21 protein-coding genes are annotated in these 19602 nt (G+C 65.4%); 17 read left to right on the top strand and 4 right to left on the bottom strand.

The genetic code is table 11. From position 1 onward, the window contains the following. Positions 1 to 66 precede the first annotated feature (66 nt). Complete coding sequence (locus tag ASD71_RS15430; RefSeq protein WP_056565546.1) at positions 67 to 879, bottom strand: NUDIX hydrolase family protein; 813 nt, start codon at positions 877 to 879, stop codon at positions 67 to 69. Positions 880 to 1167: 288 nt separating this feature from the next. Here ASD71_RS15430 and coxB point away from each other — a divergent pair, with 288 nt between their 5' ends. From coxB to ASD71_RS15410, 5 genes are all read left to right on the top strand, one after another. Next, the gene (gene coxB, locus ASD71_RS15425) at positions 1168 to 2325 is read left to right on the top strand and encodes a cytochrome c oxidase subunit II (protein ID WP_056565543.1); all 1158 of its coding nucleotides are present in this window, start codon (positions 1168 to 1170) and stop codon (positions 2323 to 2325) included. 103 nt (positions 2326 to 2428) lie between these two features. Next, positions 2429 to 4036 (top strand): cytochrome c oxidase subunit I, encoded by a 1608-nt coding sequence (gene ctaD, locus ASD71_RS15420; RefSeq protein ID WP_056565541.1) that lies wholly within the window; start codon positions 2429 to 2431, stop codon positions 4034 to 4036. Between the two features lie 30 nt (positions 4037 to 4066). Then, positions 4067 to 4192, top strand: a complete 126-nt coding sequence (locus ASD71_RS28400; protein WP_217467855.1) for a cytochrome oxidase small assembly protein — start codon at positions 4067 to 4069, stop codon at positions 4190 to 4192. Between the two features lie 10 nt (positions 4193 to 4202). Next, positions 4203 to 4427, top strand: a complete 225-nt coding sequence (locus ASD71_RS15415) for a DUF2970 domain-containing protein (RefSeq protein ID WP_056565538.1) — start codon at positions 4203 to 4205, stop codon at positions 4425 to 4427. A 36-nt stretch (positions 4428 to 4463) separates the two neighbouring features. Continuing rightward, positions 4464 to 5339 (top strand): cytochrome c oxidase subunit 3, encoded by an 876-nt coding sequence (locus ASD71_RS15410; protein ID WP_056565536.1) that lies wholly within the window; start codon positions 4464 to 4466, stop codon positions 5337 to 5339. Positions 5340 to 5504: 165 nt separating this feature from the next. Here ASD71_RS15410 and ASD71_RS15405 read toward each other — a convergent pair whose 3' ends face one another. Continuing rightward, the gene (locus ASD71_RS15405) at positions 5505 to 5705 is read right to left on the bottom strand and encodes a twin transmembrane helix small protein (protein ID WP_056320319.1); all 201 of its coding nucleotides are present in this window, start codon (positions 5703 to 5705) and stop codon (positions 5505 to 5507) included. Between the two features lie 36 nt (positions 5706 to 5741). On the opposite strand from ASD71_RS15405, the gene ASD71_RS15400 reads away from it, so the two are divergent. The 5 genes from ASD71_RS15400 to ASD71_RS15380 all read left to right on the top strand — a co-directional run bounded on the left by ASD71_RS15400 (position 5742) and on the right by ASD71_RS15380 (position 9796). Then, positions 5742 to 6554: an SURF1 family protein gene (locus ASD71_RS15400; protein WP_056565534.1), complete on the top strand. Its 813-nt coding sequence runs from the start codon at positions 5742 to 5744 to the stop codon at positions 6552 to 6554. Positions 6555 to 6631: 77 nt separating this feature from the next. Then, positions 6632 to 7207: a hypothetical protein gene (locus ASD71_RS15395; RefSeq protein WP_056565531.1), complete on the top strand. Its 576-nt coding sequence runs from the start codon at positions 6632 to 6634 to the stop codon at positions 7205 to 7207. A 21-nt stretch (positions 7208 to 7228) separates the two neighbouring features. Further along, positions 7229 to 8266 (top strand): heme A synthase, encoded by a 1038-nt coding sequence (locus ASD71_RS15390; protein WP_056565528.1) that lies wholly within the window; start codon positions 7229 to 7231, stop codon positions 8264 to 8266. Positions 8267 to 8279: 13 nt separating this feature from the next. Further along, entirely contained in the window at positions 8280 to 9173 is an 894-nt protein-coding gene (gene cyoE / locus ASD71_RS15385) for a heme o synthase (RefSeq protein WP_056565526.1), read from the top strand. Positions 9174 to 9190: 17 nt separating this feature from the next. Continuing rightward, positions 9191 to 9796 carry an SCO family protein gene (locus ASD71_RS15380; RefSeq protein ID WP_056565523.1) on the top strand — a complete coding sequence of 202 codons (606 nt, stop codon included), beginning with the start codon at positions 9191 to 9193 and terminating at the stop codon, positions 9794 to 9796. A 47-nt stretch (positions 9797 to 9843) separates the two neighbouring features. Here ASD71_RS15380 and ASD71_RS15375 read toward each other — a convergent pair whose 3' ends face one another. Continuing rightward, positions 9844 to 10062, bottom strand: coding sequence for a DUF3717 domain-containing protein (locus ASD71_RS15375; RefSeq protein WP_056565522.1), 219 nt, complete (start codon positions 10060 to 10062; stop codon positions 9844 to 9846). Between the two features lie 132 nt (positions 10063 to 10194). Between ASD71_RS15375 and ASD71_RS15370 the strand changes: the two genes are divergently transcribed. The 6 genes from ASD71_RS15370 to ASD71_RS15345 all read left to right on the top strand — a co-directional run bounded on the left by ASD71_RS15370 (position 10195) and on the right by ASD71_RS15345 (position 17095). Continuing rightward, positions 10195 to 10890, top strand: coding sequence for a glycine zipper 2TM domain-containing protein (locus tag ASD71_RS15370; RefSeq protein WP_056565518.1), 696 nt, complete (start codon positions 10195 to 10197; stop codon positions 10888 to 10890). 44 nt (positions 10891 to 10934) lie between these two features. Further along, positions 10935 to 11768, top strand: coding sequence for a PhaM family polyhydroxyalkanoate granule multifunctional regulatory protein (locus ASD71_RS15365; protein WP_056565515.1), 834 nt, complete (start codon positions 10935 to 10937; stop codon positions 11766 to 11768). A 69-nt stretch (positions 11769 to 11837) separates the two neighbouring features. Continuing rightward, positions 11838 to 13211 carry a bifunctional UDP-N-acetylglucosamine diphosphorylase/glucosamine-1-phosphate N-acetyltransferase GlmU gene (gene glmU / locus ASD71_RS15360; protein WP_056565512.1) on the top strand — a complete coding sequence of 458 codons (1374 nt, stop codon included), beginning with the start codon at positions 11838 to 11840 and terminating at the stop codon, positions 13209 to 13211. Continuing rightward, positions 13208 to 14596, top strand: coding sequence for an MFS transporter (locus ASD71_RS15355; protein WP_235512147.1), 1389 nt, complete (start codon positions 13208 to 13210; stop codon positions 14594 to 14596). Before glmU ends, ASD71_RS15355 begins: the two co-directional genes overlap by 4 nt. Positions 14597 to 14717: 121 nt before the next feature. Beyond that, positions 14718 to 16040: a UDP-glucose/GDP-mannose dehydrogenase family protein gene (locus ASD71_RS15350; RefSeq protein WP_056565505.1), complete on the top strand. Its 1323-nt coding sequence runs from the start codon at positions 14718 to 14720 to the stop codon at positions 16038 to 16040. After that, positions 16037 to 17095 (top strand): glycosyltransferase family 4 protein, encoded by a 1059-nt coding sequence (locus tag ASD71_RS15345; RefSeq protein ID WP_056565503.1) that lies wholly within the window; start codon positions 16037 to 16039, stop codon positions 17093 to 17095. Before ASD71_RS15350 ends, ASD71_RS15345 begins: the two co-directional genes overlap by 4 nt. A 31-nt stretch (positions 17096 to 17126) precedes the next feature. On the opposite strand, the gene ASD71_RS15340 is transcribed toward ASD71_RS15345, so the two are convergent. After that, the gene (locus ASD71_RS15340) at positions 17127 to 17615 is read right to left on the bottom strand and encodes an Lrp/AsnC family transcriptional regulator (protein WP_056565500.1); all 489 of its coding nucleotides are present in this window, start codon (positions 17613 to 17615) and stop codon (positions 17127 to 17129) included. A 150-nt stretch (positions 17616 to 17765) separates the two neighbouring features. Between ASD71_RS15340 and glmS the strand changes: the two genes are divergently transcribed. Next, complete coding sequence (gene glmS / locus ASD71_RS15335; RefSeq protein ID WP_056565495.1) at positions 17766 to 19598, top strand: glutamine--fructose-6-phosphate transaminase (isomerizing); 1833 nt, start codon at positions 17766 to 17768, stop codon at positions 19596 to 19598. Positions 19599 to 19602 lie beyond the last annotated feature (4 nt).

Raw genomic sequence — 19602 nt, 5'->3', positions numbered from 1 at the left:
CGCGTGCCGGCAAATGTCATTGGAAGTGGCTGGGCCCGCCCCGCGGGCACAGCCCGGTTCAGCGATTCAGATCGAGATGTCGCCGGCGGCCTGGCGCCGCATGATGTCCTCGACCAGCACGAGGGCGGCTTCCAGCGTGAACTCGCCTTCGGCGATATGGTGCAAGGCCGTCGCGATGTCGACGGTCGCGATTTCCATGACCTCGCCATCACGGTTGGCGGGCCGCGCGTCAGGCGCCAGGATGCACGTGCTGGTCAGCACGTCTTCAACTTGATAGCCCTCGGGCAGCCGGCGGTGGATGCGCAGGATCGTGCGCAGCGGCGTGCGGCGCGCAAGGTCGGGTTCGTCCAGGCCAGCTTCTTCGCCGCATTCGCGCACCAGCGCCAGTTCCAAGTCCTCGCCCCTTCCCGCCAGTCCACCGACCAGTGTGTCCCACATACCGGGATCGGTTGACTTGCTGAGCGAGCGCCGGGCGACCCACAGCTTGCCGTCGGGCGTCCACGCGTTCAGATGCACGGCCTTGGTCAACAGACCCAGCGGCCGCACGGCCGCGCGTTCGATGACGCCCAGCGCCTCGTCGCCATCCAGAACGTCCAGCAATTCATCGCGCCAGCCGCGCAGGCAGTTGGCTTGGCGCAACAGTTCCGCGGCCTGTTCCAGCACGGTGTTCAGCGCATTGCCGGGGGCAAGGCCCTCGCCGATGCGAAGTGCGGCGTCGTCCGCGCGCATTTGCGGCGCATCGCGCAGCGCGTCGCAGGCCGCGTGCGTGGCCCAGCCGCAGCGGCGCCCCGCTATATATAGAGCGCGCGCGCCTTCCGGGGCGGGCTCCTGCGCGCGGGCGCACAGGGCGGCATACAAATCGGGCAACTGCTTTTGCATTGTGGCGCCAAGGAGATGAGGTTGCTGGCGATTTTAAGCCACCCGGTTTACGGCCCGCAGTCAAGGGGCGAGCGCACATGGGGGCGGGCCGCATGAATTCAAGAGCACTAAATTACATCTGTTTGCGCGTCCGCTATAATCCGCCAGTTTCTTTGTGATTTCGAGAGGGAACGACAGGGCCGCTCTATCTCCCTGCATCGCCCTGCCATCTAATAATTGCGTGTTGCCCGTATTCCGGTGACTTCCGCCACCAGCAAATGGGCCTTCGCGCCGTATTTCGAGGTAAGCATGAAGAAGTGGAGAGGGATACTGGGGGCTTGTGCGATGCTGATTGGCGGCGTGGCCGGTGCCCAGGTGCAAAACATGCCCGGCGGTCCGAAGGTCAATCAGCTGAACCTGCATGAAGGCGTCACCGCGATTTCGCGCGACATCATGTGGCTGCATTGGTTGCTGCTCACGATCTGTATTGTGATTTTCATCGGCGTCTTCGGAGTGATGTTCTACTCCATCTGGGCGCACCGGAAGTCCCGCGGCCACAAGGCGGCGACCTTCCACGAACACCTGGGCGTCGAAGTCGCCTGGACCGTCATCCCCTTCATCATCGTCATCGCCATGGCGCTGCCGGCCACCAAGACGGTCGTCGCCATGAAGGACACTTCCAGCGCGGATCTGACCGTCAAGGTCACCGGCTATCAATGGAAGTGGGGCTACGAATATCTGGACGGCTCGGCCGCCGGCATCAAGTTCCTCTCCACGCTTTCCACGCCGCGCGCTCAGATCGAGAACCGCGAGCCCAAGGGCGAGTTCTATCTGATGGAAGTGGACAACCACCTGGTCGTCCCCGCCAACAAGAAGGTCCGCATCGTCCTCACGGCAGCCGACGTCATCCACTCGTGGATGGTTCCGGACTTCGGCGTGAAGCAGGACGCCATCCCCGGCTTCCTGCGTGACACCTGGTTCAACGCCGAAAAGCCTGGCATCTATCGCGGCCAGTGCGCGGAACTGTGCGGCAAGGACCACGCCTTCATGCCCATCGTCGTGGAAGTCCTGGCGCAGCCCGACTACGATAAGTGGGTTGAAGACCAAAAGAAGAAGATGGCGGCAAACGCCGACGATCCCAATAAAGAGTGGACGGAAGCTGAACTGGTTGCCCGCGGCGAAAAGGTTTTCGCGGCGAATTGCGTGGCCTGCCACCAGGCCAACGGCAAGGGCATTCCCGGTTCCTTCCCGCCGCTCGACGGAGACAAGGTTGTTCTGGGCCCCAAGGGGGAGCAGATCAACACCGTGCTGAAGGGCAAGCCCGGCACCGCCATGGCGGCGTTTGGCGGGCAGCTCAACGATGTCGAGATCGCAGCGGTCATCAGCTATACGCGCCATGCCTGGAGCAATGCCGGCAAGGGGCAGGACCCGACGGTTCTTCCGAAGGACATCACGCCCGCGCGCTGATTGCGCGCGCGCCGTTCCTTCACCGTAGAACCGGTTCCGTTTAGTCAGAGATACCCTGCCGCCCCGTTGGACGGGGCTGGCACTCAGCAGGAAGGAGTCCATCATGAGCAGCGTCACTGTAGACCACGTGTCGCCGGGCCACGGCCACGGTCACGATGACCACCACCACGGCGTGCCCACGGGCTGGCGCCGCTGGCTTTTTGCCACGAACCACAAAGACATCGGGACGATGTATCTCATCTTCTCGTTCGTCATGCTTCTTGAGGGCGGCACGCTGGCCCTCCTGCTGCGCACCGAGCTGTTCGAGCCCGGCCTGCAGTTCTTCCGCCCCGAGCTGTTCAACCAGTTCACCACGATGCACGGCCTGATCATGGTGTTCGGCGCCATCATGCCGGCCTTCGTGGGCTTCGCGAACTGGATGATCCCGATGCAGATCGGCGCGTCGGACATGGCGTTCGCGCGGATGAACAACTTCAGCTTCTGGCTGCTGCCGGTTGCCGCGATCATGCTGACCGCCTCGTTCTTCGTGCCGGGCGGCGCCACCGCCGCGGGCTGGACGCTGTACGCGCCGCTGTCGCTGCAGATGGGCCCCGGCATGGACCTGGCCATCTTCGCCATCCACATCATGGGCGCGTCGTCCATCATGGGCGCGATCAACATCATCGTGACCATCCTGAACATGCGGGCACCCGGCCTGACGCTGATGAAGATGCCGCTGTTCTGCTGGACCTGGCTGATCACCGCGTTCCTGCTGCTGGCCGTGATGCCGGTGCTGGCTGCCGCCATCACCATGGTGCTGACCGACCGCCACTTCGGCACGGGCTTCTTCAATGCCGCCGCCGGCGGTGACCCGGTCCTGTACCAGCACGTGTTCTGGTTCTTCGGGCACCCCGAGGTCTACATCATGATCTTGCCGGCGTTCGGTATCGTGTCGGCCATCGTGCCCGCGTTCGCCCGCAAGAAGCTCTTCGGCTACGCCTCGATGGTGTACGCCACCGCCTCCATCGCCGTGCTGTCGTTCATCGTGTGGGCGCACCACATGTTTACGACGGGCATGCCGGTGACCGGCCAGCTCTACTTCATGTACGCCACGATGCTCATCTCCATCCCGACCGGGGTGAAGGTGTTCAACTGGGTCGCGACGATGTGGCGCGGGTCCATGACGTTCGAGACGCCGATGCTGTTCTCCATCGGCTTCATCTTCGTGTTCACGATGGGCGGCTTCACCGGCCTGATCCTGTCGGTGGCGCCCATCGACATCCAGGTCCACGACACCTATTACGTGGTGGCTCACTTCCACTACGTGCTGGTGGCCGGCTCGCTGTTCGCGCTGTTTGCCGGCGCCTATTACTGGGTGCCGAAGTGGACGGGCCGCATGTACAGCGAAAAGCTGGGCAAGCTGCACTTCTGGTCCACGCTGATCTCGTTCAACGTGACCTTCTTCCCGATGCACTTCCTGGGTCTGGCCGGCATGCCGCGCCGCTACGCCGACTATGCCGCGCAATTCACGACGTTCCATCAGCTCGCCACCATCGGCGCGTTCTGGTTCGGCCTGTCGCAGCTGATTTTCCTGTGGGCGATCGTGCGCTGCTACATGGGCAAGGGCGAACCGGCCCCGGCCAAGCCGTGGGAAGGCGCCGAAGGACTGGAATGGACGGTGCCGTCGCCCGCGCCGTTCCATACCTTCGAAACGCCGCCCGAAGTGAAGTAAATCCCTATCCATGTTTCAGGTAGCACAGCAATGACACCCGAGCAGCGCCGCCGTAACAAGATCGCAGGACTGGTTCTTCTGGTTTTTGTCGTTGCTGTGTTTGCCTGGACGGTGATCCGCGGTTCGGCCTTGCTGACCGGCAAGGCCGTCGGCTAGAGGCCTGGTCATGAGCGACGACCTTCGCGAAACGTCTCAGCGCAAGCTGAGTTTCCTTCAGACGATGAAGGCGGTGGCGTGGGGGTTCTTCGGCGTGCGCAAGGGCGCGGGCTACCGTGAGGACAGCGCCAAGCTCAATCCGGTCCACGTCATCGTGGCCGGGCTGCTGGCAGCGGCAATCTTTGTGACTGTGCTGGTTTTAATTGTTCGTTGGGCCGTTTCCAGCCTGACTTGAATTACCTAAATCTAAATCTGTACCAGGGAGAAAGCCATGAGTGCAAGCCACTCGGTTCAAGGTAAAGAGGCACCGTACTACTTTGTCCCCGCCGACTCGGGCCATCCCGTGCGCATGGCCGTGGCACTGCTCTTCATGGGCCTGGGGGCCGCGGCCTGGGTCAACGGCGTGGACTGGGGCAAGTGGTCCGTGCTGGTGGGGTTCATCGGCGTCATCATCGTCATGTATTACTGGTTTGGCGACGCCATCCACGAATCCGAGACGGGCCTGAACAGCAAGCGCATCGACGGTTCGTACCGCTGGAGCATGAGCTGGTTCATCTTCTCCGAGGTGATGTTCTTCGCAGCGTTCTTTGGCGCGCTCTGGTACACGCGCACGATCACGACGCCGTGGCTGGGCGACATCGATCACCGCCTTATGCTGTGGCCGGACTTCCAGGCAGCGTGGCCGAACTTCGGCCCGGCTGGCGTGGTGGAACCCTTCCAGACCGTGGGCCCCTTCTGGCTGCCCACGATCAACACGGCCCTGCTGCTGAGCTCCGGCGTCACGCTGACCATCGCCCACCATGCGCTGCGTGAAAACCACCGCGGCAAGACGAAGTTCTGGCTGGCGGCCACCGTCATCCTGGGCTTTGTCTTCGTGGCCTGTCAGGCGTTTGAGTACATCCACGCCTACCAGGACCTGAACCTCAAGTTCAACTCGGGCGCGTACGGGTCGCTGTTCTACATGCTGACCGGCTTTCACGGGTTCCACGTGATCCTGGGCGCCACGATGCTCACGGTCATCCTGATTCGCCTGATCCGAGGCCATTTCACGGCGGACCATCACTTCGGCTTCGAAGGCGCGGCCTGGTATTGGCACTTTGTCGACGTGGTGTGGCTGGGCCTTTACCTGTTCGTGTATTGGTTCTAACTGCGTGGTCCAAGCTGTGGCCGGCGGCGCCGGCTGCGGCAGCGGCACGGGAAAGCGCGAAGGGATGACCGGGCGGCAAGCCGGCGTCCGTCGCGCTTTCGGGCCATCTGGCGGGACGCGCCAGCGGGCGCGGCGCAGGGTCCGGGGAACCGGGACCCGCGCAGCCTATCTAAAACCGGTGCTTTCGATCCAGCCCATGTAATGGGCGAACAGCACGAACAGGAACAGGGCGACCGACAGGCCGATGCGGACCGTCAGCGCGTTGACCGTGCGGTTGGTGGTACCTTTGTCCCGCATCAGGTAGACCAGGGCGGATGCCAGACTGGCCAGTATCCCGATGAAGGCCAGAACGACGAAAACGCGCATTGTGGTCTCCCGACTATTCAGATTTAGCAACGACAGATGTCCCGACCGCATTCCACCCGCTACACGGTAGCCGCCCTACTGCTGCTTGGCCTGACCGTGATGGTTCTGGTGTCGCTGGGGCAATGGCAATTGCGCCGCAGCGATGAGCGACGCGCCATTCTGGCCGCGATCGAAGCGGGCCGCAAGCAAGCGCCGCTGATGCTGACGCCGTCCACGCCGCCCGCCGACATGACGGCGTGGCGCGTGGCACAGGCAAGCGGCACGTGGCTGCCGCAATTCAGTGTACTGCTGGACAATCGCAACCATGAGGGCCGGCCGGGCTACTGGCTGGCCACGCCGCTGTTGCTGGATGCGGCCACGAATCGCGCGGTGCTGGTGCTGCGGGGCTGGCTGCCGCGCGTCATCCAGGGCCAGGGCGAACCGCAACTGCCGGCCACGCCCGAGGGCGTGCAGACCGTGCAAGGCGAGTTGTCCGTTCGCGTGCCGCGCATGTTCGAGCTGTGGTCGCTGAGCGGCACGGAAACCTCCACCCTGCCCGCGGCGCTGCCGGTGGCGGGCGCCGCGGTGCCGCAGGTGCAGAATCTGCCGCTGGACGCCTATGCCCGCGCGACCGGCCTGAATCTTTTGCCCACGGTGCTGAGCCAGGGCGGCCAGGTCGACGACGGCCTGGTGCGCGACTGGCCCCAGCCCTCTGTCGATTTCCAGCAGAACACGTCGTACGCGGTACAGTGGTTCGCTTTTGGCGCGATTGCCGCCATTGCATGGCTAGTGGTGCTGGGGGGCGCCATCCGCCGCTCACGCCAGCGCGTGGACCAGCAGGCCCAGGCGCGCATGCGTGCGCGCAGATGACCAACGCTATTCCAGGATAAAAAGTGGCTCGCGACATTCCAACCAACAAGCCTGCAGTCAAGCGTTCGCTGACACCCATGGTGCTGGTGTTCCTGTGCTCGCTGGCGCCCATCGTCGCGGCGTTCGTGGTCTACATGAACCCGCAGTGGTGGCCCAGCGATTCCAGCAATTACGGTACGCTGCTGTCGCCGCAGCGGCCCATGCCCGCGGCGTCGGAACTGCGCCTGACCACGCTGGACGGCAAGCCCTTCGATCTGGAAAGCCTGAAGGGCAAATGGCTGCTGGTGGCCGCCGACGGCGCGGCCTGCCCCGAAAGCTGCGCGCGCAAGCTTTTCATCACGCGCAACAGCCACGCCAGCCAGGGCAAGAACGTGGATCGCCTGGCGCGCGTCTGGTTCATCACGGACGATGCCGTGGTGCCGGACAAGGTGCTGGAGGCCTACAAGGGCACGGTGATGGTGCGCGTGGATCCGGATCAGCTGGCGCGGTTCCTCTTGGCGCGCGATACGGCCGCCGGCCAGCCCGGCCTGCAGGATCCGATCTGGGTGATCGATCCGCTGGGCAACCTGATGATGCAGTATCCCGCCGAGGCGGATGGCGTGCGGGTGCGCAAGGACATCAGCAAGCTCGTCTATAACTCGCGCATTGGTTGAATGTAGGTTTTTGATTTGAATATGGAACGCATCAAAGCGCGTTATCGCAAGCTCGTCTTCTTTACCTGGTTCCTGACGCTGGACCTCATCATGTTCGGCGCCTTCGTGCGCCTGACGGATTCCGGCCTGGGCTGTCCGGACTGGCCCGGCTGCTACGGCAGCGTCACGCCGATCGGCGCGATGGGCGACATCCACGAGGCCTCGCAGGCCATGCCCTTCGGGCCGGTGACGCTGTCCAAGGCCTGGATCGAGATGATCCACCGCTATGTCGGCGCCATCCTGGGCATGCTCATCATCGGCATCGTCTACATGGCGTGGCGTTATCGCCGCGAACTGGGCCGTTCGCCCGCGCTGGCCATCACGACGCTGGTCGCCGTGTGCGTGCAGGGCGCGTTCGGCGCCTGGACCGTGACCCACAAGCTCATGCCCGCCGTCGTGACCGCGCACCTGGTCTTCGGCCTGTCGGTGCTGGCGCTGATGACCTGGCTGTCTTCGCGCGAGCGTCCGCACCTGCCGGTAAGCGCCCAGGCGGCGCGCTGGAAACCCTGGGTAGCGGTCGGCTTCGGGTTGCTGCTGGTGCAGGTGACGTTAGGCGGCTGGGTCAGCACCAACTATGCGGCGCTGGCCTGCATGGACTTTCCCACCTGCCACGGGCAATGGGTGCCGGAAATGGACTTCCATGGCGGCTATTCCGTAATCCGGGGCCTGGGCGAACTGCCTTCCGGCGAAATGATCTCGCAGCCCGCGCTGACGGCGATCCACTGGGTGCACCGCAACTTCGCCTTCGTGGTGTTCGTCTATCTGGGCATTCTGGCGTGGCGGCTGCGCGCGGCCGAGCCCGGCCTGCGCGGCCCGGCCACGCTGATGCTGGCCCTCTTGGCAGCTCAGCTCTTCACGGGACTGACCACCATCTTCTTCCAGTGGCCGCTGCTGATCGCCGTCCTGCACAATGGGGGCGCCGCTGGCCTGACGCTGGCGGCGGTGGTATTGATGGTGCGGCTGGCGTCGGCCGGCCGCGAGCCGGTGGGGCGGTACGACCCCAATTTGGTGCGCGTTTAAAATGAGGTCCACTATGACCAGTATTGCCGCTCCTCAATCCGGATTGCTCCGCCAGTACCTCGTTCTCACCAAGCCGCGCGTTACGCAGCTGGCGGTGTTTTGCGCCGTGATCGGCATGTTCCTCGCGGCGCCCGGCATCCCCGACATGCGCCGTGTGCTGTTTGGCACGATCGGCATCTGGCTGCTGGCCGCCGCCGCTTTCGCCATCAACTGCCTGATCGAACAGGAAGTCGACGCCCGCATGCTGCGCACCGCGCGCCGGGCCACGGCGCGCGGCACCATTTCCGCCTTCCAGGTGCTGAGCCTGTCCGGTCTGCTGGGCGGCGCGGGCATGTTCGTGCTGTACCACATGGTCAACCCGCTCACCATGTGGCTGACGTTCGCCACGTTCGTGGGCTACGCCATCATCTACACCATCATCCTCAAGCCGCGCACGCCGCAGAACATCGTGATCGGCGGCCTGTCGGGCGCGATGCCGCCCGCGCTGGGCTGGGCTGCGGTCGCGGACTCGGTGCCGGCCGAAGCCTGGGTGCTGGTCCTCATCATCTTCATCTGGACGCCACCGCACTTCTGGGCGCTGGCGCTCTACCGCAATCACGATTACGCCAAGGCCGGCCTGCCCATGCTGCCGGTGACGCACGGCAACCAGTTCACCCGCCTGCACATCCTGTTGTATAGCCTGGCGCTGATGGCGACCACGCTGTTGCCCTACGCCATCCGCATGAGCGGCGAACTCTACCTGCTGTCGGCCCTGGTGCTGGGCGGCATGTTCGTGTCGTACGCCTGGCGGCTTTACCGCGCGTACAGCGACGAGCTGGCCCGCAGCATGTTCCGTTTTTCCATTCTCTACCTGGCGCTGCTGTTTGGCGCGCTGCTGGTGGACCACTGGGTCGGCCTGCTGCGCTGATCCCCTGGAGGTTGTTGATGTCCGTGTTTTCCGCCAGCCGCCGGCTGGCCCTGCGACTGGGCGCAGCTGCTGCTGTCGCCGCCGCCCTGGCTGCCTGCGGCGATAGCAAACCCGTTTTCAAGGGCAGCGACATCAGTGGCACGCAACTGGGCCGCGCCATGGAGCTGCCCGATCACAACGGCAAGATGCGCCAGCTGTCGGACTTTTCCGGCAAGGTCGTGGTCGTGTTCTTCGGTTTCACGCAGTGTCCAGACGTGTGCCCCACGTCGCTGGCCGAACTGACCGAAGTCATGAAGAAGCTGGGTCCGGACGCCGATCGCGTGCAGGTGCTGCTGATCTCGGTGGACCCGGAGCGCGATACGCCCGAGGTCCTCAAGCAGTACGTCACGGCATTCGACCCGCGATTCCTGGGGCTGACCGGCACGCCCGACCAGGTGAAGACGGCGGCGGCGTCGTTCAAGGCGTACTACGCCAAGGCGCCCACCAAGGACGGCAACTACACGATGGACCACACGGCCGCGTTCTACCTGCTGGACGGCAAGGGCGAATCGCGCGTGCTGGCCAACAACAATGTCGGGGTCGATGCCCTGACGCATGACATCCAGGCGCTGCTGAAGGGATAACTGCGGGGATAGCTGCGGGGTTGATGCGACACTGGCCGTCAGCCTGCTCAGACCTTTGCAGCCGCCCACGCGGCCAGCGCGGCGCGCGCTTTTTCGCCGAGTTCCGTGGCGGCGATTTCGCGCTGATGGCCGATGATCATCAGCGCGTAGGGGGTGGCCAACGCGGCTGCCTCGGGGCACAGGCGCGACTCTTCTCCCACCGAGGGCGACGTGTTGCGCCAGTAGTTGATTGCCTGTTCCAGTTGGGTCAGCGTGATCGAATCCATGGGCCTATTGTCCACGAATGCCCCACCCTGTCCACCCTCCATCTGCCCTGCAATGAAGGGTCACCATCGCAACATGCCGAAACCGCGCGCGGGTGCTATACCACTGCCGGTTAGTTACGATGGAGCATCGTCATGAATACTTCGACCTCTTCCGCGTCGCCGCGCCGCGGCTTGCATCCGCTGCTTGCCGCCGCGGCGATCGCCGTCATCGTCATGTGCTCGGTGGGCGTGGCCGCCGTGCTGGGCTGGCTGCCGTCGCCGTCGGCCAATCCGCACGCGGAAGCCGCCGTCGCCGAGGCCGGGCCCGAGGACGCCAACCTGGCGCCGGCGCCGGCAGCTGAACCCGCCACCGCCACGAACACGGCCGCAAACACCGCGCCGCCGGGCGCGGGCAGGCCCGCCGGTCAGATGCATCAGGCGCAGCAATCGCAGCCCGCTCAGGCTCCCCGTCCAGCGGCGGCGCCCGCGCAGCCCGCCTGCGCGACCTGCGGCGTGGTCCAGACCATCCGCCAGGTGCAGGTGCCCACCAAGGACGACAGCAACCATCTGGTCGGCACCATCGCCGGCGGCGTGGCTGGCGGCGTTGTGGGTAATCAGTTTGGCGGAGGCAACGGCAAGACGGCGCTGACGGTGCTGGGCGCGGTCGGCGGTGCTTTGGCAGGCCGTGAAGTTGAGCGTAATATCAGACAGCAACAAACAGTGACGCACTATGAGCTCACAGTGCGCATGAATGACGGCAGCACGCGCCAGTTCCGTAGCGCGCAGCCGTTCGCGTTCGCCTCCGGCGACCACGTGCGCGTGGAGAACAATCAACTGCTGCCCGGGTGAGCCCGGCCGCCGGCAGCAAACACCCGACTATGGAGAGACCTGGAATGAGCGACCAATACAACAACCCGTTCGTCCTGCCCGGCATGGGCCAGAGCTCTGATCTGTCGGGCAATCCGCTGCTGGCCAGCATGGAGATGATGCGCCAGGCGTGGGCCGGGTTGACCGGACCCGGCGGCCTCGCCAGCAGCCTGCCCATGGCGCCGCCGATGAATCTTGAAGACCTGGACCGCCGCATCGCCGAGCTCCGCTCGGTGGAAAACTGGCTGCGCATGAATCTCAGCATGCTCTCCAGCACCATCCAGGGCATGGAGGTGCAGCGCTCCACCATCAGCACCTTGCGCGCCTTCGTGGACAGCGCATCGCGGATGGATATGGGCGCAAGCCAGGATGGCGCCGCGCCGTCGCCGCTGGAAGTCGCGCTGGGGTTGAAGCCCGCTGCGAAGCCGGCAGGGTCTGCGCCGTCCAGCAGCGCGACCGCTGCCAAGGAAAAGGAAAACGCCGGCGCGCAGTCCGGCATCAACCCGGAAGGCACGGGCGCATCCGCCGGCGCGGGACCCGAATCGGCCGCCGCCATGAGCGAGCAGATGGGCGCCGCGGCGCAGTCGGCGTCCAAGGCGTGGTGGGACCTGCTGCAACAGCAGTTCAATCAGATCGCCGCCGCCACCGCCGCGTCCATGCCCGCCGGCACGCCGGAGGCACCGGGTGCTGCCGGCGCCGCAAAGGCCAAGGCCGAGCCCGCGAGTCCCAAGGCGTCGGCCGAGCCGCGCGCCACGACCGGAAAGCCGTCCGCCAAACCCGCCGCCGCGCGCAAGCCGGCCGCCACCAAGCGCACGGCCAAGACCACCAAGAAAAACGGGCCTGCCGACGGCAAGCCCTGAACCCATCCTTCAATCGACACGCGGGTCGGCCGCAAGGCCGCCCGCCCGTCTCTCAACCTACTGGAACTTATGCTTAATGTTGTGATTCTTGCCGCCGGACTGGGTAAACGTATGCAGTCCGACCTTCCCAAAGTGCTGCACACGCTGGCCGGCAAACCCATGCTGTCGCACGTGCTGGACAGCGCGCGCCAGTTGAAGCCCGCGCGCATCATCGTGGTGGTCGGCCATGGCGCCGATCGCGTCAAGCAGGCGTTCGAAGGCCAACCCGACCTGCATTTCGTGTTGCAGCAACCGCAACAGGGCACGGGTCACGCCGTGCAACAGGCCGTGCCGCTGCTGCTGGAAGGCGATGGCAAGGACGATGTCACGCTGGTGCTGTACGGCGACGTGCCGCTGGTGCAGCCGGAAACGCTGCAGCGTTTGCTGGAAGCACGCGGCCAGGGCGCCGCCGTGCTGACCGAAGTGCTGGCCGATTCCACCGGCTATGGCCGCATCGTGCGCGACGCCAACGGCAACGTGTGCCGCATCGTCGAACACAAGGACGCTTCGGAAGCCGAGCGCGAGATCAAGGAAGTGAACACCGGCATCCTCAGCGCGCCGACCGCCAAGCTGAAGAACTGGCTGACCCGCATTGACAACAACAACGCCCAGGGCGAGTTTTACCTGACCGACGTGGTTGGGCTGGCCGTGGTCGACGAAGTGCCCGTGGGCGCGGCCCAGCCGGGCGCTGGATGGGAAACGCTGGGCGTGAACAGCCGCGTGCAGCAGGCCGAACTGGAGCGCCGCTGGCAAGCCGAGCAGGCCCGCCGCCAGCTCGAAGCCGGCGTGACGCTGGCCGACCCCGCCCGCTTTGACGTGCGCGGCACGCTTACCTGCGGCCGCGACGTGTTCATCGACGTGGGCTGCGTCTTCGAAGGCCAGGTGTCGCTGGCCGACGGCGTGCGCGTGGGCCCGCATTGCGTGCTGCGCGATGTCAGCGTTGGCGCTGGCACGCAGATCGAAGCCTTCAGCCACCTGCAGCAGGCCGAAGTGGGCCGCGATGCACGCGTGGGTCCCTACGCCCGCCTGCGTCCCGGCGCCGAATTGGGCGACCGCAGCCACGTCGGCAACTTCGTCGAGATCAAGAAAAGCGTGCTGGGCGCGGACAGCAAGGCGAACCACCTTGCCTACATCGGCGATGCGGATATCGGCGCGCGCGTGAACGTGGGCGCGGGCACCATCACCTGCAACTACGACGGCGTCAACAAGCACCGCACCGTCATCGAAGACGACGCCTTCATCGGCTCGGACACGCAGCTTGTCGCGCCCGTGCGCGTCGGCCGCGGCGCCACGCTGGGCGCCGGCACCACCCTCACGCGCGACGCACCGGCCGACAAGCTGACGGTGTCGCGTCCCAAGCAGATCACCGTTGACGGATGGCAACGCCCGGTAAAGAAGTCGTGACGCAGGAACAGGAGGCGGCCGCGGGGGGCGGGGCCAAGCCCGCGCCGCCCGACGGCTTGCCGGCGCCGCGCCGGTACTGGGCGGCGGCCACCGTGATGACGGGCATCAGCCTGTCGGTGCTGGACACCACCATCGCCAATGTGGCGCTGCCCACGATCGCCAAGGATCTCGACGCCCTGCCCGCGCAGGCGGTCTGGATCGTCAACGCTTACAACCTGGCCGTCGTGATGGCGCTCTTGCCGCTGTCCGCGCTGGCCGAGCGCATCGGCTTTCGCCGCATGTTCACGTTCGGGCTGGTGCTGTTCACGCTGGCCTCGCTGGGCTGCGCGCTGGCCGGCACGTTGTGGCAGTTGACCGCCGCGCGCGTGTTCCAGGGGCTGGGCGCCGCCACGCTCATGTGCATGTTCGGCGGCCTGGTGCGCAACATCTATCCGCTCAAGATGTTGGGGCGGGGCATCAGCATCAACGCCACCACGGTGGCAGTGATGTCGGTGCTTGGCCCCACCATCGGCTCGGCGATCCTGTCCGTGGCGCCTTGGCCGTGGATCTTTGCCGTCAACCTGCCGATCTGCGCGCTTGCCATGTTCGGCCTGCGTCATCTGCCCGAAGTGCCCCGCAACAACGTCAAGCTGGATTGGGTCAGCGCGCTGCTCTGCATGGCAACGCTGGGCGTGTTCATCTCCGGCGTGGACATGATGGGCGAGGACCTGCTGCGCGGCATCGGCCTGGTCGCGATCTCGGCGGTGGCGGGTCTGGTGCTGGTGCGGCGCGCCAGCCAGCAGACCGCGCCGCTGGTGCCGGTGGACCTGCTGCGCATCCGGCCGCTGGCGTTTGCGGTGGGCGCGTCGGCCTGCACCTTTGCCGCGCAGATGGCTTCCTATGTGTCGCTGCCGTTTTACTTCCAGCAGGTGCTTGGCCGGCCTTATCTGGAAGTGGGCCTGCTGATGGGCGCGTGGCCGGTCGGCACGGCCATCATCGCGCCGCTGGCCGGACGTCTGTCCGACCGCTATTCCGCCGCCACGCTCAGCGGCATTGGCGCGGCCACGATGGTTGCGGGCATGCTCTGGCTGGCGCTCTTGCCGTCCACGGTGTCGAACTGGCCCGTCATCGCCGGCATGTTCGTGGCCGGCGTGGGCTTCGGCTTTTTCCAGACGCCGAACAACCGCGCGCTGCTGTCTGCCGCGCCCCGGCTGCGCAGCGGTGCGGCTGGCGGCCTGCAGGCCACGACGCGTGTTTTCGGGCAGAGCTTCGGCACCGCGCTGGTGGCCATCGCCTTCAGCGTCAGCGCGGCCCACGGACCAGGGCTGGCTCTGGTTCTGGGCACGGTGTGCGCGGCGCTGGCCGTGGTGGTCAACACCGTCCGCTTCAACAAACTGCGGGCCTAGGGGCCGCTACTGCCGCTTGAAACCCGCTCGGACCCCCGGGCGCGGGCCGCTTCTATAATGGCGGCCGGCGCCCGGTTTCACTTTCCGGGCGCAAAGATTACCTATTTGAAGGCGCACAGGCATGAAAATCACGGTCGTGGGTACCGGTTACGTAGGATTGGTGTCGGGAGCGTGCCTGGCCGACATGGGCAACGATGTCATGTGCCTGGACGTGGACGCGGCCAAGATCGCGCTGCTGCGCCAGGGCGGCATCCCCATTTACGAGCCGGGCCTCGAAGACCTGGTGCGCCGCAACGTGCAGGCCGGGCGCTTGCACTTCACCGATGACGTCGCGCAGAGCGTGGCATTCGGCGATGTCCAGTTCATCGCGGTGGGCACCCCGCCTGGCGAAGACGGTTCGGCCGACCTCAAGTACGTGCTGGCGGCCGCGCAGAACATCGCGCGCCACATGACCTCTCGCAAGCTGATCGTGGACAAGTCCACGGTGCCCGTCGGCACGGCCGACAAGGTACGCGCCGCGGTCGCCAAGGAACTGGCCGAGCGCGGTGTGGATCTGCCGTTCACGGTGGCGTCCAATCCGGAATTCCTGAAGGAAGGCGCGGCCATCAACGACTTCATGAGTCCGGACCGCGTCATCGTCGGCGCGGACGACGACTACACGATCGGCGTCATGCGCCGCATCTACGAGCCATTCCAGCGCACGCACGACCGCCTGATGGTGATGGACGTGCGCTCCGCCGAGCTGACCAAGTACGCCGCCAACGCCATGCTGGCCACGCGCATCTCGTTCATGAACGAAATGGCGAACCTGGCCGAAGTGCTGGGCGCCGACGTCGAACAGGTGCGCCGCGGCATTGGCGCGGATCCGCGCATCGGCTATCACTTCCTGTATCCCGGCGCGGGCTACGGCGGCTCGTGCTTTCCTAAGGACGTGCAAGCCCTCGCCAACACCGCGTCCGAACACGGCCTGCCGATGCGCGTCATCGAGGCCGCCGAAGCCGCGAACCACGCGCAGAAGTTCCGCCTTTCCGAAAAGCTGGTCGCGCGCTTTGGCGAAGACCTGAGCGGCCGCAAGATCGCTTTGTGGGGCCTGTCCTTCAAGCCCAACACCGACGACATGCGCGAGGCGCCCAGCCTGACCGTCATCGCCGAACTCACGCGCCGCGGCGCCGAAGTGCGCGCCTACGATCCCGTGGCCATGCACGAAGCCGGCCGCGTGCTGGCCGGCCATCAAGGCGTCAGCTTCGCCACCGACATGTACGACGCGCTGGACGGCGCGGACGCGCTGCTCATCGCCACCGAATGGAAGGTCTTCCGCGCGCCCGACTTCGATCGCGTCAAGGCGCTGCTCAAGACGCCGCTCATCATCGATGGCCGCAATCTGTACACGCCGGCCGACGTGCGCGGCCTGGGCTTTGAATACTCGGGCATCGGCCGCGCATGAAGATCCTGCAACTGAACTTCGAAAAAGGCTGGCGCGGCGGCGAACGCCAGACGCTGTATTGCATGCGCGCCTTCCGCAAGGCGGGCCATGACGTCGAAGTGATGTGCCGCGAAGGCGCGCCGCTGGCCGAGCGCGCCCGCCAGGAAGGATTTGTCGCACACACCGTGCGCAACGTGCCCGGACAGCTTGCGTTTCTGGCCGGCGCCGGCCGCTACGACATCATCCACGCGCAGACCGCCAACACCATCACGTGGGCCGTGCTGACCAAATGGCTGCACCGCCGGCCGGTGGTGTTCTCGCGCCGCACGTCGTTCGTGGTCAAGCCGGGCGACGAATGGAAGACCGGCTACAAGTGGCGCCACACGGATCTGTTTGTTGCCATCAGCGAGATGGCCGCGGGCGAGCCGCGCCGCCTGGGCATCGAACCTGTCATCATCCGCAGCGCCGTCGAACCCCATCAGATCAACGCCGAGAACGTCGCCAACCTGGTGCGCGAGTTCGACCTTCAGGGCAAGAAGGTCATGGCGACCTCCGCGGCCCTGATCCGCGACAAGGACCCGGTCACGCTCGTGCGCGCCGTCGGTGAACTGGCCAAGACGCGCCGCGACTTCGTTTTCCTGCATTTCGGCGCCGGCGGCGATCGCGAACAGCAGGCCAAGGACGAGGCCCGCAAGCTGGGCATCGAAGACGTCTACCGCTTTGCCGGCTTTAGGAAGGGCGTGGAAGACTTCTACAGCATCCTCGATGTCTTCGTCATGAGCTCCGAGGAAGAAGCGCTGGGCAGCAGCGTGCTGGACGCCTTCCTGCAACGCGTGCCGGTCGTCTCCACCGACGCCGGCGGCCTGAAGGAAAGCCTGGCCGACGGCCGCGGCGTGCTATGCGCCGTGGGTGATCATCAGGCGATGGCGGCCGGCATGGCGCGTTGCCTGGATGACGCGGCGTTTCGTCATGAGGTCACCGAGCGCGCGTATGAGTACGTGCGCAATGAGCATGACGTGCAGAAGATGGGGAATCGCTATCTGGCGCAGTTTGAGCGGTTGGTGGGTCGCAAGTAAACCGCCTCTGCGGCTGTTCTAAAGCCGCGCCTCAACCCCGCACATCGATCCGCGTCTCGAACTTGGCGCGATGCACCGAAAAAAACGTGCGCACATTGCGCACGTTGGCCTGCGCCGTGAACGCCCGGTGCACCAGCGCGTGGTACGCCGGCATGTCCTTCACTTGCGCGATCACCACAAAATCCGGACCCGGCGACACCCGGTAGCACTGCAGCACCGCGGGTTCGGTCAGCATGCTTTGCTCGAACGCGTCCAGGCTTTCGGCGGCCTGCACATCCAGCGTGATCTCCACGATCGCCGTCAGCGTGCTGCCCAGCTTCTCGGCCGACAGGATCGCCACCTGGCGATCGATCACTCCTTCTTCCACCAATCGCCGCACCCGCCGCAGGCAGGTCGGGGGCGACGCGTGCACGCGCGCGGCCAGGTCCTGGTTGGTCAGCGAGCTGTCTTCTTGTAACTGTTCAAGAATGCGCCGGTCCAGATCATCGAGTTCGGGCAGCGGATTTGGTGTGTTTTGCATGATTAATTCAAAACTGTCACTTGGACGAAAGATAATTTAATCACACTTATGTAAGGGAATTAAATGCCAAAATGGCCAACATAAAGAAATCAAATTTCTTGAAGGGGCGCGCACAATGCGTCCGTACTGAACTTACCCGGAGTCACTCCTATGTGCGGCATTGTTGGCGCCGTCGCCCAGCGCGACATCACCCCGATCCTCGTTGAAGGCCTGAAGCGCCTGGAATACCGCGGCTATGACTCCTGCGGCGTCGCCGTCTACGCCGACGGCCATCTGCGCCGCACGCGCAGCACGCAGCGCGTGGCCGAGCTGGCCGATCAGGTTGCGCAGGACAAGGTCCAAGGCTTCACCGGCATCGCCCACACCCGCTGGGCCACGCATGGCGTGCCCGCCACGCACAACGCCCACCCGCACTTTTCGCACCTGGGCAACGACGAGCCGCGCATCGCGCTCGTCCACAACGGCATCATCGAAAACCACGACGAGCTGCGCGCCGAGCTGCAAGCCGTCGGCTATGTCTTCGAGAGCCAGACCGACACCGAGGTCATCGCGCACCTGGTGAATCACCTGTATTCCGGCGACCTCTTCGAAACGGTGCAGAACGCCGTGCGCCGCCTGCATGGCGCGTATGCGATTGCCGTGTTCTGCCGCGACGAACCGCACCGTGTGGTCGGCGCGCGCCAAGGCTCGCCGCTGGTAGTGGGCGTGGGCCAGAACGAAAACTTCCTCGCGTCCGACGCGCTGGCGCTGGCCGGCACGACCGACCAGATCATCTACCTGGAAGACGGCGATGTCGTCGACCTGCAGCTCTCGCGCGTCTGGATCGTCGACGCCGCCGGCAAGAACGTCGACCGTGAAGTGCACACCGTGCACGTGCACACCGGCGCCGCCGAGCTGGGTCCCTACCGCCACTACATGCAGAAGGAAATCTTCGAGCAGCCGCGCGCGGTCGGCGACACCCTGCAAGACATCGAGTCCATCACGCCTGAACTCTTTGGCGACGACGCCTTCAAGATCTTCAAGGAAGTCGACTCGCTGCTGATCCTGGCCTGCGGCACCAGCTACTACGCCGGCCTGACCGCCAAGTACTGGATCGAATCCATCGCCAAGATCCCGGTCGCCGTCGAAATCGCCAGCGAATACCGCTACCGCGACAGCGTGCCGAACCCGCGCTCGCTGGTCGTCACGATCTCGCAGTCCGGCGAAACCGCCGACACGCTGGCCGCGCTGAAGCACGCCCGATCGCTGGGCATGGAAAACACGCTGACCATCTGCAACGTGTCCACCAGCGCCATGGTGCGCGAGTGCAAGCTGTCGTACATCACGCGCGCCGGCGTCGAAATCGGCGTGGCCTCGACCAAGGCCTTCACCACCCAGCTCACCGCGCTGTTCCTCCTGACCCTGACGCTCGCGCAGTCGCGCGGCAACCTCACGGAAGAGCAGGAAGCCGAGCACCTGAAGGCCCTGCGCCACCTGCCGTCCGCCATCGGTTCGGTGCTGGCGCTGGAACCCCAGATCATGGCCTGGGCCGACCGTTTTGCCTCGAAAGAAAACGCCCTGTTCCTGGGCCGCGGCATGCACTACCCGATCGCCCTGGAAGGCGCGCTCAAGCTCAAGGAAATCAGCTACATCCACGCCGAAGCCTACCCGGCCGGCGAACTCAAGCACGGCCCGCTGGCGCTGGTCACCGAGCACATGCCGGTCGTCACCATCGCGCCCAAGGACGAACTGCTGGAAAAGCTGAAGTCCAACATGCAGGAAGTGCGCGCGCGTGGCGGTGAGTTGTATGTGTTTGCCGACGCCGACAGCAAGATTCAGAGCGCCGAAGGCATGCACGTGATCCGCATGCCGGAACACTACGGCAAGCTGTCGCCGATTCTTCACACGGTGCCGCTGCAGTTGCTGTCGTATCACACGGCATGCGCGCGGGGTACGGATGTGGATAAGCCGCGGAATCTGGCGAAGAGTGTGACGGTGGAGTGAGGCG

The organism is Achromobacter sp. Root565, assembly GCF_001427425.1.
Classification (GTDB): Bacteria; Pseudomonadota; Gammaproteobacteria; order Burkholderiales; family Burkholderiaceae_B; genus Achromobacter; species Achromobacter spanius_D.
Note: the sequence above shows the minus strand (reverse complement) of the source record. Positions and strands in the feature narration are given on the sequence as shown.

Bases quoted from the DNA above. Each gene is read 5' to 3' on its own strand.
- ASD71_RS15430 (WP_056565546.1), bottom strand. From the start codon at position 879: ATGCAAAAGCAGTTGCCCGATTTGTATGCCGCCCTGTGCGCCCGCGCG.
- ASD71_RS15415 (WP_056565538.1), top strand. From the start codon at position 4,203: ATGAGCGACGACCTTCGCGAAACGTCTCAGCGCAAGCTGAGTTTCCTT.
- ASD71_RS28400 (WP_217467855.1), top strand. From the start codon at position 4,067: ATGACACCCGAGCAGCGCCGCCGTAACAAGATCGCAGGACTGGTTCTT.
- glmS (WP_056565495.1), top strand. From the start codon at position 17,766: ATGTGCGGCATTGTTGGCGCCGTCGCCCAGCGCGACATCACCCCGATC.
- ASD71_RS15345 (WP_056565503.1), top strand. From the start codon at position 16,037: ATGAAGATCCTGCAACTGAACTTCGAAAAAGGCTGGCGCGGCGGCGAA.
- ASD71_RS15365 (WP_056565515.1), top strand. From the start codon at position 10,935: ATGAGCGACCAATACAACAACCCGTTCGTCCTGCCCGGCATGGGCCAG.
- ASD71_RS15405 (WP_056320319.1), bottom strand. From the start codon at position 5,705: ATGCGCGTTTTCGTCGTTCTGGCCTTCATCGGGATACTGGCCAGTCTG.
- ctaD (WP_056565541.1), top strand. From the start codon at position 2,429: ATGAGCAGCGTCACTGTAGACCACGTGTCGCCGGGCCACGGCCACGGT.
- ASD71_RS15400 (WP_056565534.1), top strand. From the start codon at position 5,742: ATGTCCCGACCGCATTCCACCCGCTACACGGTAGCCGCCCTACTGCTG.
- ASD71_RS15375 (WP_056565522.1), bottom strand. From the start codon at position 10,062: ATGGATTCGATCACGCTGACCCAACTGGAACAGGCAATCAACTACTGG.
- glmU (WP_056565512.1), top strand. From the start codon at position 11,838: ATGCTTAATGTTGTGATTCTTGCCGCCGGACTGGGTAAACGTATGCAG.
- coxB (WP_056565543.1), top strand. From the start codon at position 1,168: ATGAAGAAGTGGAGAGGGATACTGGGGGCTTGTGCGATGCTGATTGGC.
- ASD71_RS15390 (WP_056565528.1), top strand. From the start codon at position 7,229: ATGGAACGCATCAAAGCGCGTTATCGCAAGCTCGTCTTCTTTACCTGG.
- cyoE (WP_056565526.1), top strand. From the start codon at position 8,280: ATGACCAGTATTGCCGCTCCTCAATCCGGATTGCTCCGCCAGTACCTC.
- ASD71_RS15370 (WP_056565518.1), top strand. From the start codon at position 10,195: ATGAATACTTCGACCTCTTCCGCGTCGCCGCGCCGCGGCTTGCATCCG.
- ASD71_RS15340 (WP_056565500.1), bottom strand. From the start codon at position 17,615: ATGCAAAACACACCAAATCCGCTGCCCGAACTCGATGATCTGGACCGG.
- ASD71_RS15410 (WP_056565536.1), top strand. From the start codon at position 4,464: ATGAGTGCAAGCCACTCGGTTCAAGGTAAAGAGGCACCGTACTACTTT.
- ASD71_RS15395 (WP_056565531.1), top strand. From the start codon at position 6,632: ATGGTGCTGGTGTTCCTGTGCTCGCTGGCGCCCATCGTCGCGGCGTTC.
- ASD71_RS15350 (WP_056565505.1), top strand. From the start codon at position 14,718: ATGAAAATCACGGTCGTGGGTACCGGTTACGTAGGATTGGTGTCGGGA.
- ASD71_RS15380 (WP_056565523.1), top strand. From the start codon at position 9,191: ATGTCCGTGTTTTCCGCCAGCCGCCGGCTGGCCCTGCGACTGGGCGCA.